This is a genomic window from Paraburkholderia bryophila, from assembly GCF_013409255.1.
Classification (GTDB): domain Bacteria; phylum Pseudomonadota; class Gammaproteobacteria; order Burkholderiales; family Burkholderiaceae; genus Paraburkholderia.
Genome location: NZ_JACCAS010000002.1, coordinates 1,773,861 through 1,790,330 on the forward strand (window position 1 = coordinate 1,773,861; position 16,470 = coordinate 1,790,330).

Below are 16,470 nucleotides of genomic sequence, written 5' to 3' on the forward strand. Positions count from 1 at the left end.
TCGTAGATGACACAAAGACTGGCTGGCAAGACGGCCCTGATTACCGCGGCGGGACAAGGCATTGGCCTCGCCACCGCCGAACTCTTCGCACGCGAAGGCGCACGCGTGATCGCGACGGATATCCGCATCGACGGGCTGGCCGGCAAGCCGGTCGAGGCGCGTCGGCTCGACGTGCTCGACGGCGCGGCGATCAAGGCGCTGGCCGCCGAACTCGGCCCGATCGACGTGCTGTTCAACTGCGCGGGCTTCGTGCATGCGGGCAATATTCTCGACTGCAGCGAAGAGGATTGGGACTTCGCGTTCGACCTCAACGCCAAAGCCATGTACCGGATGATCCGCGCGTTCCTGCCGGCCATGCTGGAGAAAGGCGGCGGGTCGATCATCAATATGTCGTCGGCGGCGTCGAGCGTGAAGGGCGTGCCGAACCGCTTTGCGTACAGCGCGTCGAAGGCGGCGGTGATCGGTTTGACCAAGTCGGTCGCGGCAGACTTCATCACGCGTGGTGTACGCTGTAACGCGATTTGCCCGGGCACGGTGGCTTCGCCGTCGCTCGAACAGCGAATCGTCGCGCAGGCCCAGGCGCAGGGCGCGACGCTGGATGCCGTGCAGGCCGCCTTCGTCGCGCGTCAGCCGATGGGCCGCATCGGCAAGCCTGAAGAAATCGCTGCGTTGGCGCTGTATCTCGCGTCCGACGAATCGTCGTTCACCACGGGCCACGCGCACGTGATCGACGGCGGTTGGTCGAATTGACGCAAGCTAATGCACACTGACGCGCACGGATTGACGAACCGAACACCCTTGAACGATAGGAAAGTGCCACGATGAAACTGCTTCGTTATGGGCCGAAAGGCCAGGAAAAGCCGGGCTTGCTCGACGCGCAAGGCAAGATTCGCGATCTGTCCGGCGTGGTCGCCGATATCGACGGCGCAGCGTTGACCGATGAAGGCCTCGCCAAACTGCGCGCGCTCGATCCGGCGTCGTTGCCGGTGGTGGAAGGCAATCCGCGCATGGGACCGTGCGTCGGCAAGATCGGCAAGTTCATCTGCATCGGGCTGAATTACGCGGATCACGCGGCGGAATCGAATCTGCCGGTGCCGGCCGAGCCCGTCATCTTCAACAAGTGGACGAGCGCGATCACCGGTCCGAACGACAACGTCGAAATTCCGCGCGGTTCGAAGAAGACCGATTGGGAAGTGGAACTGGGCGTGGTGATCGGCAAGCCGGCGAAATACGTCGACGAAGCCAACGCGCTCGACTACGTCGCCGGTTATTGCGTGATCAACGACGTGTCGGAACGCGAATGGCAGATTGAACGCGGCGGCACGTGGGACAAGGGCAAGGGCTTCGACACATTCGGCCCGATCGGTCCGTGGGTCGTCACGCGCGACGAAGTGGCCGACCCGCAGAATCTGAGCTTGTGGCTTGAGGTGGACGGCCACCGTTATCAGAACGGCAGCACGAAGACGATGGTGTTTGGCGTCGCCAAGCTGGTTTCGTACGTGTCGCAGTGCATGAGCCTGCAACCGGGCGACGTGATCTCGACCGGCACGCCGCCGGGTGTCGGCATGGGCGTGAAGCCGAATCCGGTGTATCTGAAGCCGGGGCAGACGATTCGCCTGGGTATCGAAGGTCTCGGCGAGCAGATGCAGAAGACCTACGCGGCGGAGTAAGTCGCGCAGGTTTTTGGGGCACCGCTGCGGGCACGACTGGAAGCTCGACCCGCAGCGTAACCAGAAAGTAGAAAGGCCGTTCCGGCGTTAAGCCGGAACGGCCTTTGTCATTGTCATCCGGGCGCGGAAGGTCGGCGTTCTTATGCCGTCGGCTCGTGCTCGCCCGACTCGCCGATGCGGTTGATCGTGCCCTGCGCCACGGCGACCAGCTTCTCGCGGTCGCCATCCATCACATAGATGTTGCATTGGCAGGTCGCCTGGGAGCGGCCCGCGAACACCACCTTGGCCCGCGCGATCAGCGTGCCGTTCATCACCGGACGCAAATAGTTGATCTTGAACTCGCCGGTGACCACCCTCGGCCCCAGCGACAGCGCACCGGCAAACGTCAGCGCGTTATCGGCAAGGTAGCTGATGACCCCGCCATGCACGAAGCCGTGCTGTTGTCGCAGTTCATCGCGGATCGGTAGGCACAGCGTCAGCTCGTTAGTGGCGGTGTGCATCAACTCGGCGCCAAGGAGCATGCTGAACGGCTGGGCATGCAGCGCGCCGCGCGCCCGGTCGAGGAGGTCGGTCATCGTGATTCCTTGGGGCGAGGCCCGCAGTGAGATCCGCACGGGAGTGCGTTGTGCAGTCCTTACCCACTCTAGGAAGCGCTGACGCGTCACGTCAAGGTGAATCGGAAAGATGTGCGTGGCATTGTTGTGAAAAATGACCGGAATTGCGAAATTGGGCGATGAAAAGGGGTGGTAAGACGATCTTTGCCGACATTGATCTCAAGCAAAGTTCAGCGTTGCCGTTAACCCTGACGTAGCTCCCGTCATTCTTTGCTTTCAGGTGTTCACGATGTTCAGCAAGATCAAGGTCGCATCCGGCCTGTTGTGTGTTCTGGCCGCGTTCTGCGTTTTTCAGCTGGTTACGGTGGGATTGGGGTTCTGGTCGCTCACGCGTACTCATGACGACGTCGGCGATCTGTCGAATATCGCGTTGAAGCAGGTCGACGCAGTCAATGAAACGACCCAGCATCTGATGGATGCGCGAATCAATCTGTCGCGCGCCGGTACGCGCATGGTGCGCGGCGGCGGCGAGCCGGCCGACATCGTGCAGCACGCCCGCGAACAGCTCGCGGTCGCCGATCAGTCTTTCGCCGCTTTCATGGGCGCCGAAAAGACCAGCGACGAGAACAGCGCGCGCGCCGCCGCGCTCGCCGACCGGTATAAAAAGCTCCACGACGCGCTCGCGGAGCTCGTGCAGTTCCTCGATGGCAACAATATTCAGGCGTTCCTCGATCAGCCGACCCAGTCGTTCCAGGATGCTTACCTCGTCGAGTCGCACAACTTCGTGCAATTCGGCAATGCCGCTAGCCGTGCATCGCTCGATTCGATCGATACGCGCATGGCCATGTTTCGCGGTGTGAGCATCGCGATTCTGGTGCTGCTGGTGGTGGGCACGGCCGCCGTCTACGCGGCGCTGCGCCGCGGCGTGGTGGCGCCGCTGGAAGAAGCGGGCCGTCACTTCGACCGTATTGCGCTGGGGCGCCTCGACCAGCCGATCGCGTCGCGCGGCACCAACGAAATCGGCCGCCTGTTCTCGGGCCTCGCCAAGATGCAGGCGAGCGTCGCGCGCACCGTGCAGACCGTGCGCGAATCCGCCGACTCGATTCACCTCGGCGCCGACGAAATCGCGACCGGCAACGCCGATCTGTCGGCGCGCACTGAAAACCAGGCGGCGTCGCTGGAAGAAACCGCGTCGAGCATGGAAGAGCTGACGGCCACGGTTCGCCAGAACGCCGATCACGCCCGCGAAGCCAATGCGCTCGCCGAAACCGCGCTGGAGGCGACCTCGCGCGGCAGCGAAGTGGTCAACCAGGTGGTCGACAAGATGCGCGGCATTGCGCAGAGCTCGGACAAGATCGCGGAAATCATTTCGGTGATCGACGGCATTGCGTTCCAGACCAATATCCTCGCGCTGAATGCGGCCGTGGAAGCGGCGCGCGCGGGCGAGCAGGGCCGTGGCTTTGCGGTGGTGGCCGGCGAAGTGCGTGGCCTCGCTCAGCGCAGCGCTCAGTCGGCGAAGGAAATCAAGACGCTGATCAGCGAATCGGTCGCCGAGATTCAGGGCGGTTCGACGCTGGTCGAGCATGCCGGCGAGGCGATGAGCAACGTGTCCACGTCGATTTCGCGCGTCACGCAGATGATGGCGGAAATCAGCGCGTCGTCGCTCGAGCAGAGCACGGGGATCGAGCAGGTCAACCAGGCGGTCGTGCAGATGGATGAGATGACGCAGCAGAACGCGGCGCTGGTCGAACAGGCTGCGGCGGCGGCAGCTTCGCTGCATCAGCAGACGCAACAATTGAAGCAGGCCGTTTCTGTGTTCGAAATTTCGGCAACTGTGTTGCGCACGCAACATTTCGACGACGTGCGCGGGCAAACCGGCGGAATGGCGTTGTCTGGCATGCGCGCAATTTAAGCATCGCGGCGCTCAGAAACGCTTAAAAAGAAAGCAGCAGACAAAAGAAAATGGCCCGCCGAAGCGGGCCATTTTGCATCAGACGCAAGCGCCTAAGGGTGCCTCAAAGTACCTGAAGGTACTTAGGCCGGCTGGATGTTCGCAGCCTGCTTGCCCTTCGGGCCTTGCTTAACTTCGAACGTCACTTTCTGGTTTTCCTGCAGGGACTTGAAGCCGCTGCCTTGAACTTCCGAAAAGTGCGCAAACAGGTCTTCGCCGCCGTCGTCCGGCGTGATGAAGCCAAAGCCCTTTGCATCGTTAAACCACTTCACAGTACCTGTTGCCATTTTTGATCCAATAAATGTTGTGTGTTGCATTCGCGACCGCTATTTCTCAACGTGAGATCGAGCGCGAAGTACGAGTTGTATCACGTCTTTATGATGGACGCCAATCAACCAGTATTCGGGTATTCCCCCGCTCGGGCCCTTTTGAGGCCTGAAAAGCATTTTTAAGAGGGCTCCGCCCGGTAGGGTAAACTGTTTGTATTACTCTTCCAGGAAAAACATTGACACATTATTTGCAGGAAGAACTTACGTCGTTCTGGAGTCGTTTGACCCCCTATCTGGCGATATTGGAGTCTAAATCTCCTCAGGAAGACACCCCGGACCCGATCGGCCGCATCACCGTGGATGCCGAAGACCGTCAGGCTTTCGCCCTCCACACGACTGATAAAAAGCCGCTCGGCGACACGTCGGATACCCCCACCGGACACAGCGCCACTTATATGCGTTTCAAATCAGCCGACAGCGGCTGGGGTCCTTGGGAACGCGAAGAGTATTGATCGACCAGGCGGTCGGCTCATGGGCCGATGCCCGGCGAGACGCTGACCGCCGCTCAGGCCGGCAACGCGTCGTAGGCGGTGGCGAGGTGGTAGGGCGTGGTCGACGGCATGTCGGCGCGCGCCACGTCGCCAGCCACCGTTTTGCACTCGAACCAGCCTTGCGGACGCAGAAAGCGTTGCTGGAACAGCGTGATTTGCCGCGGTAGCGCGGCGCGCACCGCCGGGTCATCGTGACTCGCCAGCGCACGCAAATATTCCGTTTGAGCCCAGATCCGCTGGGTGGCGTCCTTGATGCCGCCGGCTTCGTCGAGCGAGGCGCACACGCCGCCGGTTGCCTCGTCCACGCCGTTTTGCTGCGCAAACGCGAACGCGCGCGGCAGGGCTTCGGCAAGACCCGAGCCTTCGAACAACCCTCCCGCCTGCTTGACCAGCCAGAACCATTCGAACTGGTGGCCCGGTTCCAGACGGTTGTCTGCCGCGCCGATCGGCAATTCGGCGACGCAACCGGTGGGCTCATGCACGAAGTGCCGCGCGATCGCGCCGGCGAGGTGTCGCAATGCGGCGTCGAACGCGTTGTCACGGGTTAATTCGCGGGCGGCGAGCCAGGCTTCGGTCAAATGCATCAGCGGATTCTGGATCGGCGTGCCCGTCACGCTTGCGAAGTCGGCGGTGAGCGCGGCGTTGAACAGATCGCCCTCAGCGGCGAAGTTCGACTGGATCAGCGCCGACGTGCGATGCACGGTTTCCAGCGCGTCGCGATTGCCCGAACGTCGGCCGAATTCGGCGCAGGCGAACACGACGAACGCCTGCGTGTACAGGTCTTTGGTCGTGTCGAGCGGCGCGCCTTGCGCGTCGACGCTGTAGAACCATCCACCGTGGCGCGTGTCCTGAAAGGTGTGCATCAGCGAGTCGAACAGCACTTGCGCATGAGCCGCGTCGCCGGCTTGCGAGAACACGAACAACTGTCGCGCGCACGCCATCGCACGGTAGCGTTCGGCGGGCATGGGCTGGTGATCGTTCCCGGCGCTGACCGCTTCGTACGGCAGCTTCAGCGCGGTGTTGAAACCCGGGCCGCGCCACATGGGCAGCACCACGCTTGTGAAGTGATCGCGTAGCGCGGTGGCGAGGGCGATCGTCGAAGCGGCGGAAGGGTTCATGCTCTGCATAGTCGTTCGGTTGGTCAAACACGGTGTGTCGAAGCGTCTGCGGACTCCGGCCACAGTCTGCGATGCGACGCGCGACGCAGTGCGGCGGCGCGGCGGCCGGCAAACCGGCGGGTGAGCGCGGATGCTACCCGGTTTCCTGATGCGCGGTTCGGAATCGGCGTGGCCTCTGTCGACGCGCTCCGCTTCGTTCCGCGCAACAACGGTGGCCGCCGCAGCGTGCGACTTAGGATAAAGCAAACGGGTCCCGTTTGGCACTGCGACCCCGTAGCGGAAACCGCTCCAGATAATGTCCAGTAAGGAGGAAGAACCATGTTGGGGAATCTCGATCTCATCTTGCGGCTGGTGCTGGCCGCTGCGCTCGGCAGCGTGATCGGCTTTGAGCGGGAACGGCTTTCATGGGCCGCCGGGCTGCGCACGCATATGCTGGTCTGCGTCGGGTCGACGCTTATCATGATCGTGTCGGCCTATGGGTTTGCCGAAGTACTCACCGGCGATCACGTCGTGCTCGATCCGTCGCGGATGGCCGCGCAGGTGGTGTCGGGCATCGGCTTTCTCGGCGCGGGTTCGATCCTGCTGCGCGGCGAGATCGTGCGCGGGTTGACCACGGCGGCGAGCCTGTGGTCGGTCGCGGCGATCGGGTTGGCGGTCGGCGGCGGCCTGTACACGGCGTCGATCGCGGCGACCATCATCATTCTGATCATCCTCGCGGGCATCAAACCGCTCGAACGCCGTTTCATCACCGTCAAACAGCGGCGCCAACTGACGATGATCGTCGAGCGCGGCACCATGACGTTTCATTCGCTGCACGACGAACTCGGCGCCGCGAGCCCGCGCGTCAAGCAGTTCGTGATGCAGCAAAGCGACGACGCGCCCGAGTGCGACGAGGTCATGATTACGCTGCATCGGGTGTCGAATGTGGAATACGAGGCGATCTGCGCGCGCTTGCGTCAACTGCATGGCGTCAAGCAGTTCCGGCAGGACGAGGCGTCGTCTTAAAAAGCCGAAAATCGTCGGCGAATGGCTTCGGCTGGGGCGGGCGGCCATGCGACAATGCGGTCTCAAAAATTCCAACGGCATTGACGAGCGGTGCTCGGCGCCCGCTTTCCGGCGACGACCGCTTTTTTCTCTATGGCAGATTCCGTAGCATCCACGCAGTCCCGGCTTTCGCGCGCCGCTTCGAAGAAGCGACGCCAGGCCACCGTCTCGACCGAAACCGAAAACAAGCTGGCGCGCGCCGCGCGTTCGGCACAACGGCTCGCGCAACTGAGCGACGCCGCCCGCGACGGCAGCACGCTCGACCTGTTCCCCGACGATCCCACCCGCGCGACGCTGGAAGCGATGAATATCGACGTCCGGCAAGGCACGCTGCATGGTTTCGAATTACCCGATGTCGTGTTGGCCGCGGTCGGCGTGATCGATGCCGGCGACGGCGCGCTGCCGGACGCGCGGTCGGTGCGTCGTGCGCCGCGTGCCGCGAAGGCCGACGAGCCGACGCCGGTCAACGCGGTATTGAGCGGACTGGATATGGAGCCTTGGGACGCGGCGGGGTCGTCGGCGGCTGAGCTGGCGTTCGGGGACGTGACGCCGAAGGAACGGACTGCCGCGGGTGATAAGTTGGCGACATCGACGTCGACATCGGCGCGCGATGCGGCGACGCCGCTGACGCCTGCGATGGCGGCGGCGACGGTGGCGCGCAGCGTGACCGCGCTGCGCCAGGCGAGTGCGATGGGTGCGACGTCGACGGATGATTCGGCGATGGCATCGACCTCTGGCGGCGTGAAGACGCCGCCGCGATTCGCCGCGACGTTTGCCAAGGCGACGACGGCTTCGCGCGACGTGGGACGTGCGGCGGGTGTGGTCGCTGATGTGAACGCGCGCGCCGCTAGCGCGGCTGGTAATGCGCCTGCTGGCGCGGCTTCCGATGCGTCCATGCGCGCGAGCGACGGCGTCGCGGCAGATGCGAACACGGGCGCAGTAGCAGGCACGGACATCGGCGCCACTGCCGACGCGAACACTGGCAAAGCCACCGACACGAATGCCACCGCGACCATCGGCGCGAGCGAGCCGAACGAGCCGAACGAGCCGAACCAGCCGAACGAGCCGAACGCGTCAAGCGATCGACTCACACCACAATCGGTTGCAGCATCCGCCGGGCCGAAACCAGGCGTGAACCCGTCGCTTACCGCCGCCGGCTCCGCCAACGCCGCGTTCGCCGAGCCCTGGCGGGAAGCGCGCCGCGCCGAAGCGGCCGCAGCCGCGCTACGTGCCGCGCCGGAGCTCGATCGCGCACGGGCGACCGCCTTCGCCGATACCGTCGATGCGCTATACGGCGTGATCGCCGATCAGCGCCGCGCGGCAAGTGATCACTCGCGTCGCATGAAATGGTTGCTGCCGATCGTGGTGGGCGCCTTGCTGGTGACTGTGGCTATCGGCATTACGCAGACTGTGCTGTTGATGCGTCTGACGCGCGAAACCACCGCCCAACAGCATCGCATCGAACAGTTGATGCAGAACCAGCAGGCGGCCATGACCAGCCTGCTCGATACGCACATGGCGATGGCCGCCGCCGCCGCTGCGAATGCCAATGCTGCCGCTGCGGCCGCTTCCACCACGCCTCAGCAAGTAGCCGCCACGCCGGCGCACAGCAAGCGTGCTGCGCGCGCGCAGCACGCGCACAAGCCGAAAGCCTCCAACTCGCGCTGAAACTGAGACTGAGACTGAGCGAACGCCGCGCCACGCCAACGCTTCATTGGCCGCGGCGCGGGCCGTTTCGATGGCCTGGTCTCGCTCGTGTCTGCTCTTTTGCCCCCAAATCTCAAAAAAAGGGACGTTGTCATGATGCGACGCACCATGACGATCAAGCCTGTGACAACGCACCACACCCGAAAAAATGCTGCATTGCACTAGATTTTGCCTAGGGAAAACCCTATAATCTCAATTAAGGGAAAACCCTAGTCAATGCAGCATCAACCGGGAGTCGCCATGAGCTTCATTTTTGCTTTGTTCCAAAAGGTCAGCGACCTCTTCGCGTCGCCCCATCTGCCGCTGGATTCGGACTACTCGTACGAAGCGCGCAGCCGCGAAGCGGACCGCGTGCGCCGTGCGCAGTCCACGTTGTTCGGCGTCAAGCTGAGCGACTAAGAAAACCAGGTCGTATCAGCCTGAGCGTGGACCACCGCGCGCGGGCGCGCACTTCGGGTGCGCCGTATCTTTAGAGCCACTGTTCGCGAAACGCGTACCGTGGCTTTTGTTTTTTGGGGCGCCTCCGCACCGGCTTGCCCACGTCACCGAATATTTCCGCGCCGAAATGAGTGTAACGGGGGCTGACAGTCTGCTGACGCGTCGCCTGCACGATTCGTCGCGCATGGCTTTGCAGGTGGGAGTTCCGCGCGAGAACGCGGCCCTGTCATCGGTCCCTTTCATTGAAATCTGCGCTTACAAGTCCTCACGTCTTCATGCGGTTTGCGCCGCTAAAGTTGGTTTCAAGCGTACGGCGTCTGGTTGGAGCCTGAAACCCTAGGTCGCGGTTGACCGCACACGGACGCTGGCTTGATACCAAACTTTGATGGGAGGTCACCATGAAAACCTTTAACAAAACATCGCGTTCGATTATTGCGACCCTGCTAGCCGGCGGCGCATTGCTGGCAGCAGGCAGCGCTTTCGCGCAGGAGCGGGTAGTAGTCGAGGGCGGCCCGGGCCCGGTGGTCTACGGTCAGCCGCACATGATGCCGGTGGGCGTGTCGATCGACATCGGCTGGCATGGCGATCGTTACTACGACGGCCATCGTTACTGGGCGCACGACGACTGGATGCGTCGTCATCCGCACGACAACGATCCGCGTCACCATGACGACCATCGTCCGCCGCCCCCGCGTTATTGATAGGCGCCAGGCGCCAGCAACGGGCGCGTGACCGCGCCGCATGACGCGGCGTGAAATCGACAAAGCCGGTCCTTCCTCGCGGAAGACCGGCTTTGTTGCGTTCGGGGCGGCGAACGGACGCGCTGCGCTATGCTTCAAAGCTTTCATCGACGGTAGCGGGAGAGCGGCGTGGAGAAGGACGTGATGAAGGCAGTGATAGGCGTAGTCGGCACGGGATTGATGGGCGTGGGCATCGCGACCCAAAGCGCGTTGCATGGGCACAGGACGATCGTTCACGACGTCGACCCGGCGCGTCTCGCAAGCGTGGCGCCCAAAGCGGAGGCGGTGCTCGACGAACTGATCGACGCCGGGCGCATCGACCCGGCCGCTAAACAGGCGGCGCTCGCGCGCATCGAGACGCATGCGCAACTCGACGTGATGGCGTCGGCGCAATTCGTGATCGAGGCGATTCCCGAGGTGCTCGAACTGAAGCATCGGCTGTATGCGGCGCTGGCTCCTTTGCTGGCAAGCGACGCGATTCTCGCGAGCAACACGAGCGGTTTTCCGCCCGATCAACTGGTCGCGCCATTGCGGGCGAAAGAGCGTTTTCTGATCGCGCATTTCTGGAATCCGCCGCACATGATTCCGTTGGTCGAAGTCGTGCCGGGCACCGCGACTGCGCCGGACGTGACGCAACAAACCGCCGCGTTGATGAGCGCGATCGGCATGGAGCCCGTGGTGCTGGCGAAGGCGATTCCGGGTTTTGTCGGCAATCGCTTGCAGTTCGCGGTGCTGCGCGAAGCTTTGAATATCGTCCGTTCAGGCGCAGCCACGGCGGAGGTGGTTGATCGCGTGATGAAGGCGTCGCTCGGTCGGCGTTGGGGAATCGTCGGGCCGCTGGAGGGCGCGGATATGGGTGGGCTCGACACCTTCCTCGATATCGCCTCGCATCTGATGCCGGAATTGGCCAAAGACGAAGACGTGCTGGATCTGTTGCGGCAGCAGGTCGACGCCGGCCGAGTCGGTGTGCGCAGCGGCGCGGGGTTTTATGAGTGGGACGAGGCGCATTTAGCGCACGTTAAGGCAGGTCGCAAGCGGTTGATTAGTCGCGGATAATCGGTCCGGGCTGAATCCGGTTGAATGCGTAAATATGCAAGTTGATTAATCGTTCATTCGAGATGCATTTTACGCGTTAGATTATTTCAAATTACTTTCTGATGTTATGATTATGTAATTATTTTCTCGAAAAATTCTCCCCGACTCCCCTAAAGAACTCGCTGCTTAACGTCGATATTAGTCTTACGAAAGACGCGGCTCATTGTAAGCCGTGCAAAAGACCACACCGATCGAGCGAGCTCGCAACGAAAAGTTGCGTGAAAACAAGAATGTACCGGAGCACTCGGGGAAGCGGCGCAGGTGTCGGGAGCCTGCGTTCGCACTGTCATCCAGCCAGACTGGCTGTCGTACTGTTGACCGCCGCGCCTTTGTGCGCCGGGGCGGTCGGCATTGCCGTGGACGGCGGAACGGCCACGTCCGTTTCAACCGGGTCGAATGGCCACCAGACGGTCAATATCGCGCCGGCTTTCGCGGGCGTGTCGAATAATACCTATAGCAGTTTCAGCGTCGACACGGCCGGCGCGTCGCTCAATAACGTGGGCATCAATGCCCGAACGATTGTCAACCAGGTAACGAGCACCAATCCCAGCATTATCAGTGGGCAAATCGACGTGCTCGGTCCGCGAGCGAACGTGATATTGGCCAATCCAAACGGCATTACGGTCAATGGCGGTTCGTTCATTAATACGGGCCGCCTCGTCCTGACCACCGGCCACGTCAGTTTCAAGGACACCATACCGGTGGCCGGCTTGCCCGAACGGGACATCGTGCTCGATACAAGCACCGGGACCATCGTGGTCGGTCCGCAGGGATTGGCGAGCGCGCTGATCGGGCTCGATCTGATCGCCAAAAATGTGCAGATCAACGGTCCACTCGCCAACACCTTCGACAACGGCAACGCCTATACCCGTGTCGTAGCTGGCACCAGCAACGTCACGCTGAACACCGCCGTTTCGCCGAACGACAACGGCAACGACTGGCTCACGCTGAGTCCGTCCACCCCCCCGGCCACCGCGCGTTCATTCGCGATCGACATCACCGCCGCCGGCAGCCTGTCGAGCGGCCGCGTGCAATTGATCGTCACCGACCAGGGGCCGGGCGTGCGCAGCGCGGGGCAGATGAATGCGTCGCTCGGCGACTTCACGCTTGCATCAAACGGTTCGGTGCAGTTTCTGAATACGTCGCTGACCGCGGCGAACAATATCAACCTGCAGGTGCAGGACGGCATCGCGATTTCGGATACGCAACTCAAAGCGAACGCCGGCTCGGCCACGCTGAGCGCGACCGGCGCGGTCAGCCTGACCGGCAGCAGCCTGCTGGCCAACACCGGCATCGACATTAGCGGCGCGGGTATCTCGTCGATACAAGACGCCACCGCGCAATCCGTGATCGCGTCGACGACGAGCGGCGTTGTGCTGACCAGTTCCGGCGACATCACCAACATCGGCTCGCTGATCCAGGGCGAGCAAAAAAACGCCCTCGACTCCGCCTCGCTCGGCGCGATCACGCTGAACGCGAAGGGCAACGTGCTGAATCAGTCCACGCCTGACACGCAACTCGGCATCATCTTCGGCAACACGGGCGACGTCTTGGTGACTGCTGGCGGTTCAGTGACCAACCGTAACGCCCGCATCCTGTCGAATCAGAATCTCACGATCACGGCCGGCGGCGACGTCGACAATATCGTCGATCATTCGAGCGGCACGAACGGCGGCGCGCCGGTCCGCTATTCGGATAGCAGTTGGCGGCTGATTTTCGTCAAGCATCGCGAGGACGGCTTCACGGTCGATTACGGCGCGATTGCCGATCCGAACAAGCTGGCGTACCTGACCGCCGCCGACGGCGGTAATGTAACGATCGCCGCGCAGAACGTGCACAACATTGGCGGCACGATTCAGGCGGGAACCGACCCGGCGCACCCGGATGTCGGTGGCTCGATCTCGATCGCCGCGCGCGATCAACTGGTCACGCAGGCCATCTTCACCGGGCAGGCGTCGTTTCATCAAACCTGCTTTTTCTTCTGCAGTTCGAGTTCGTCGAGCACGGTGCAGGGTTATGGCGGCGTGATCCAGGCGAACAACGACATCAACCTGAAGGCCGGCACGCAGATCACGAACACGGGTGGCATCGTGCTAGCGGAAGGCACGCTCAAACTCGACGCCCCGAAAACGCTCGCCCAAGCCGTGCTCGGCTACAGCGCGATCAACCGCACCCATGACCTCAAGGCGTGGTTCGGCAACTCATGGTCCGCAATTTTCGCCGCGGACACCGGTGGCCTGTTCAGCGGCGGCAGCGGCCAGGTCGAGCTGACCGGAGAGGCGGACATTGAAGGCGGCTCGTATAACGCGCCCGGCGGCATCAAGGCGGCCGGCGGTGTGAACACGATTCGCGTGCCGTATCGCGCGCCGGTCACGATCGGCAATCACAACCACCTCGGGTTGGTGTCATGGTTCGGGCTATGAGGTCGGCCATGAAGCGGACCTTCAAACGCGCGATCAGACGTGCGGTCGAACGCCCCGCGCCCCGTCTTGCGCATTGCACGCTGGCGATTCTCGCCGGCACGGCGGCGGCGCGCGGCTATGCGCAAACGCCGCCGGGCTTGCCGAATGTCGGCGCGTTGGGCGGCGCGGCCTTCGGCGTGCCGGCGCGCGTCGAACAGGATCCCGCGCAACGCCTGTTGCAGGAGCAACGCGACCGGCAGCGGCGCGACGAGATCCAGCAACCGCCCGCGCAGATCGACGTGCCGCAGCAGGCGGTCGTCAATCTGCCCGAAGGCGCGGACGTCGAAACGCTGCCCGACGTCGAGCCGCTGTTCAGGATCGAGCACATCGAATTCATCGGCGATACCGTGCTCGGCAAGAGCGAACTCGATACGATCGCCGCGCCGTTTATCGGCAAGCAACTGGGCCGCAATCGCATCAACCTGCTGCTGCGCCGCGTGACCGAAGCGTTCATCGCGCGAGGCTACATCACGACGCGTGCCTACCTCGGCGCGCAGAATCTCGCCTCCGGCACGCTGAAAGTTAATCTCGTCGATGGCAAGGTGTCGGCCTTTACGCTGAACGGTCACCCGCTGCGTCCACGCGATCCGAACGAGCCGTGGTACACCACGCACGGCGGCGGCCTGCTGACCGACGCGGGCACCGCGTGGGCGTTCGCCGACAGCCGTGGCGACGTGCTGCGTCTGCCCGATCTCGAACAGGGCGTCGACCAGATCAACCGGCTGCGGCGCAATAAGGCCGAGATCCAGATCATGCCGGGCGAGACGCCGGGCGATTCGGTCGTGGCGATCACCAACCACTACGGCGATCGCGTTTTCTACGACCTCGGTATCGACAACTACGGCAGCTCGCAAACCGGCACGCTGCGCTATCGGGCCGGCGTGGAAGCGGACAACCTGATCGGTTTGCAGGAATCGTTGTCGTTCAACTATGTCGGCACCCAGGACAGCAACGCGGTGGTGTTTTCCGCGGCGGCGCCGTACGGGTATCAGACCTTCAGCTATACGACGTCGCTCTCCGAATACCAGCAGACCATCAGCGACGTCGCGCTGCTCCAGGGCCGCACGTTCAGCCAGACGCTCGGCTGGAACGACGTGCTGACACGCTCGCGTGCCGGGCGCACGAGTGTGGACGTGACGCTCACCAAGATGCGTACGGAGCGCTCGCTGAACGGCATCGACCTGCTGCCGCAAGACCTCACGGTGTTGCGCGTCGGCCTGAACGGTTTGCGCCGTTTCGTCGCGCACGATCAGGCGGCGGCCGCGACGTGGGACGTCGGCGTGTCGCAAGGCTTGCCGTGGCTTTCCGCGAGTCACGACGGCCCCGGCATCGACGAGGTCGACGCGCACAGCCAGTTCACCAAACTCGACGCAACCGCCACGCTGCAGGTCGCGCTCGGCACGCTGGCGGGCACGCAATGGACCTATCGCGGCACCTTGCGCGGCCAGTACAGCCATGTCGCGCTGTTCGGCAACGAGCAGATCTTCCTCGGCGGCATGGATTCCGTGCGCGGCTTTACCGAAGGCGGCATTGCCGGCGACAGCGGTTTCTATCTGCGTAACGAGGCCGCCTGGCAAAACGTGCCGGCCTGGCGCGACCTGCAAATCGAACCCTATGTGTTTCTCGACGGCGGCAAATCGCATCTGGTCGCCCAGGGCGGCTGGCCGACGCTGATGGGCACCGGCCTCGGCGCGCGCATGCAATGGCGCCACAACGCCCATACCGTCACCAGCGAGGTGCTGCTTGGGCAGGCCTTGCTACAACCGGCCGCACTCGGCAAAAAAGCCACGGTGCTGCTGGCCACTCTCAACTGGTCGCTCTGAAGAGGTTGCTATGAAAAATCGTCCGCTCGCACAGGGTTTCACCGTCGTGATTCGTCACGCTGCACTGGTTGCCACGCTGGGTCTCGCGGTGGGCTGCTTGCCGGCCGCGCAGGCCGCCACCAAGACCACCGCGAAAGCGTCCGCCGACAAGACTTTGGACGCCGTCGGCGGGCCGCTGCCCGCGAACGCGGTGGCGCGCGTGAACAACGTGCTGATCACGCAGGATCAACTCGACCAGGCGGTCCGCGCGCTCAATGTGGCGGACACGCCCGCATTGCGCACTTCGGTGAAGAACCAGTTGATCGCGCGCGAACTGTTCCGCCAGGCCGCCGAGAAACAGCATTACGATTCGCGTCCGCAAGTCACGGCCGCCGTCGAACAGGCGAAGACCGCCGCGATGACGGCGGCTTACCTGCGCGACGAGGTGAAGCCCGCGCCCGTCACCGATGCCGACGTCAAGGCGAAATACGACGCCATCGTCGCGACGCTGGGTGAGAGCGAATACAAGCCGAGCGCGATCGCCGTGAAGGACGCAGACACCGCCCAAACGGTGCTCACGCAACTGAAAAAGGGCACCGACTTCGCGCAACTCGCGAAGCAGTACAGCCAGGCGCCCGGCGCGGCGCAAGGCGGCGCGCTCAACTGGATTTCGTTCAAGACGCCGATCCAGGCCGGCAACACGCAGAACTGGCCGCAGCCGCTCGCCGAAGCGCTCGTCAAGCTGCCGCAAGGCGGCGTATCGAGCACGCCGGTGCAGATCGGCGACGCGTACTGGATTTTGCGCGTCGACGAAAAGCGTCCGACCCAGATTCCGCAGTACGACACGATCAAGGACGCGCTGCGCAAACAGCTCGAACAGGTCGCGCTGGAGAAGGCCACGGCGCAGGTAGTGGTCGATCTAATGAAGAACGCGAAGATTCAGCAGCAGTAAAGCAGCAGTAAAGCAGCACGAATTTGCCCGGCATAGCGACCGGGGCAAACGGGGCGCAGTGAGTGTGGCCAGGTCGGCCCGCCACTGCGGCCATGACGCGTGTCGGTCAACGCGCGT

General features: G+C 63.2%; 15 protein-coding genes. 12 read left to right on the forward strand and 3 right to left on the reverse strand.

Annotated features, from left to right (window positions below):
* Nucleotides 1-6: 6 nt before the first annotated feature.
* Together GGD40_RS29035 and GGD40_RS29040 are read left to right on the forward strand one after the other, a co-directional pair.
* Nucleotides 7-750 carry an SDR family oxidoreductase gene (locus tag GGD40_RS29035; protein ID WP_176060991.1) on the forward strand — a complete coding sequence of 248 codons (744 nt, stop codon included), beginning with the start codon at nucleotides 7-9 and terminating at the stop codon, nucleotides 748-750.
* A 71-nt stretch (nucleotides 751-821) separates the two neighbouring features.
* Nucleotides 822-1,670, forward strand: a complete 849-nt coding sequence (locus GGD40_RS29040) for an ureidoglycolate lyase (RefSeq protein WP_179745981.1) — start codon at nucleotides 822-824, stop codon at nucleotides 1,668-1,670.
* A gap of 140 nt (nucleotides 1,671-1,810) precedes the next feature.
* Here GGD40_RS29040 and GGD40_RS29045 read toward each other — a convergent pair whose 3' ends face one another.
* Nucleotides 1,811-2,245: a PaaI family thioesterase gene (locus GGD40_RS29045; protein ID WP_179711040.1), complete on the reverse strand. Its 435-nt coding sequence runs from the start codon at nucleotides 2,243-2,245 to the stop codon at nucleotides 1,811-1,813.
* A 268-nt stretch (nucleotides 2,246-2,513) separates the two neighbouring features.
* Between GGD40_RS29045 and GGD40_RS29050 the strand changes: the two genes are divergently transcribed.
* Nucleotides 2,514-4,136, forward strand: a complete 1,623-nt coding sequence (locus GGD40_RS29050; protein WP_179711038.1) for a methyl-accepting chemotaxis protein — start codon at nucleotides 2,514-2,516, stop codon at nucleotides 4,134-4,136.
* 122 nt (nucleotides 4,137-4,258) lie between these two features.
* Here GGD40_RS29050 and GGD40_RS29055 read toward each other — a convergent pair whose 3' ends face one another.
* Nucleotides 4,259-4,462, reverse strand: coding sequence for a cold-shock protein (locus GGD40_RS29055; protein ID WP_007178724.1), 204 nt, complete (start codon nucleotides 4,460-4,462; stop codon nucleotides 4,259-4,261).
* 218 nt (nucleotides 4,463-4,680) lie between these two features.
* On the opposite strand from GGD40_RS29055, the gene GGD40_RS29060 reads away from it, so the two are divergent.
* Nucleotides 4,681-4,956 (forward strand): hypothetical protein, encoded by a 276-nt coding sequence (locus GGD40_RS29060; protein WP_134963660.1) that lies wholly within the window; start codon nucleotides 4,681-4,683, stop codon nucleotides 4,954-4,956.
* Nucleotides 4,957-5,009: 53 nt separating this feature from the next.
* On the opposite strand, the gene GGD40_RS29065 is transcribed toward GGD40_RS29060, so the two are convergent.
* On the reverse strand, nucleotides 5,010-6,122 hold the full coding sequence (locus GGD40_RS29065) for an AGE family epimerase/isomerase (protein WP_179745982.1): 1,113 nt from the start codon (nucleotides 6,120-6,122) through the stop codon (nucleotides 5,010-5,012).
* Nucleotides 6,123-6,431: 309 nt separating this feature from the next.
* Here GGD40_RS29065 and GGD40_RS29070 point away from each other — a divergent pair, with 309 nt between their 5' ends.
* The 8 genes from GGD40_RS29070 to GGD40_RS29105 all read left to right on the forward strand — a co-directional run bounded on the left by GGD40_RS29070 (nucleotide 6,432) and on the right by GGD40_RS29105 (nucleotide 16,353).
* On the forward strand, nucleotides 6,432-7,118 hold the full coding sequence (locus GGD40_RS29070; RefSeq protein WP_179711034.1) for an MgtC/SapB family protein: 687 nt from the start codon (nucleotides 6,432-6,434) through the stop codon (nucleotides 7,116-7,118).
* Nucleotides 7,119-7,250: 132 nt separating this feature from the next.
* Entirely contained in the window at nucleotides 7,251-8,825 is a 1,575-nt protein-coding gene (locus GGD40_RS29075; protein ID WP_179745983.1) for a hypothetical protein, read from the forward strand.
* 279 nt (nucleotides 8,826-9,104) lie between these two features.
* Complete coding sequence (locus GGD40_RS29080; protein WP_167444630.1) at nucleotides 9,105-9,263, forward strand: hypothetical protein; 159 nt, start codon at nucleotides 9,105-9,107, stop codon at nucleotides 9,261-9,263.
* Between the two features lie 437 nt (nucleotides 9,264-9,700).
* A complete protein-coding gene (locus tag GGD40_RS29085) occupies nucleotides 9,701-10,003 on the forward strand; it encodes a hypothetical protein (RefSeq protein WP_179745984.1) in 303 nt (100 codons plus the stop codon).
* A gap of 183 nt (nucleotides 10,004-10,186) precedes the next feature.
* The gene (locus tag GGD40_RS29090; RefSeq protein ID WP_179711030.1) at nucleotides 10,187-11,098 is read left to right on the forward strand and encodes a 3-hydroxyacyl-CoA dehydrogenase family protein; all 912 of its coding nucleotides are present in this window, start codon (nucleotides 10,187-10,189) and stop codon (nucleotides 11,096-11,098) included.
* Nucleotides 11,099-11,367: 269 nt separating this feature from the next.
* On the forward strand, nucleotides 11,368-13,560 hold the full coding sequence (locus GGD40_RS29095; protein WP_179747087.1) for a two-partner secretion domain-containing protein: 2,193 nt from the start codon (nucleotides 11,368-11,370) through the stop codon (nucleotides 13,558-13,560).
* 8 nt (nucleotides 13,561-13,568) lie between these two features.
* Nucleotides 13,569-15,422, forward strand: coding sequence for a ShlB/FhaC/HecB family hemolysin secretion/activation protein (locus tag GGD40_RS29100; RefSeq protein WP_179745985.1), 1,854 nt, complete (start codon nucleotides 13,569-13,571; stop codon nucleotides 15,420-15,422).
* A 10-nt stretch (nucleotides 15,423-15,432) separates the two neighbouring features.
* Nucleotides 15,433-16,353: a peptidylprolyl isomerase gene (locus GGD40_RS29105; protein ID WP_179745986.1), complete on the forward strand. Its 921-nt coding sequence runs from the start codon at nucleotides 15,433-15,435 to the stop codon at nucleotides 16,351-16,353.
* Nucleotides 16,354-16,470: the final 117 nt, after the last annotated feature.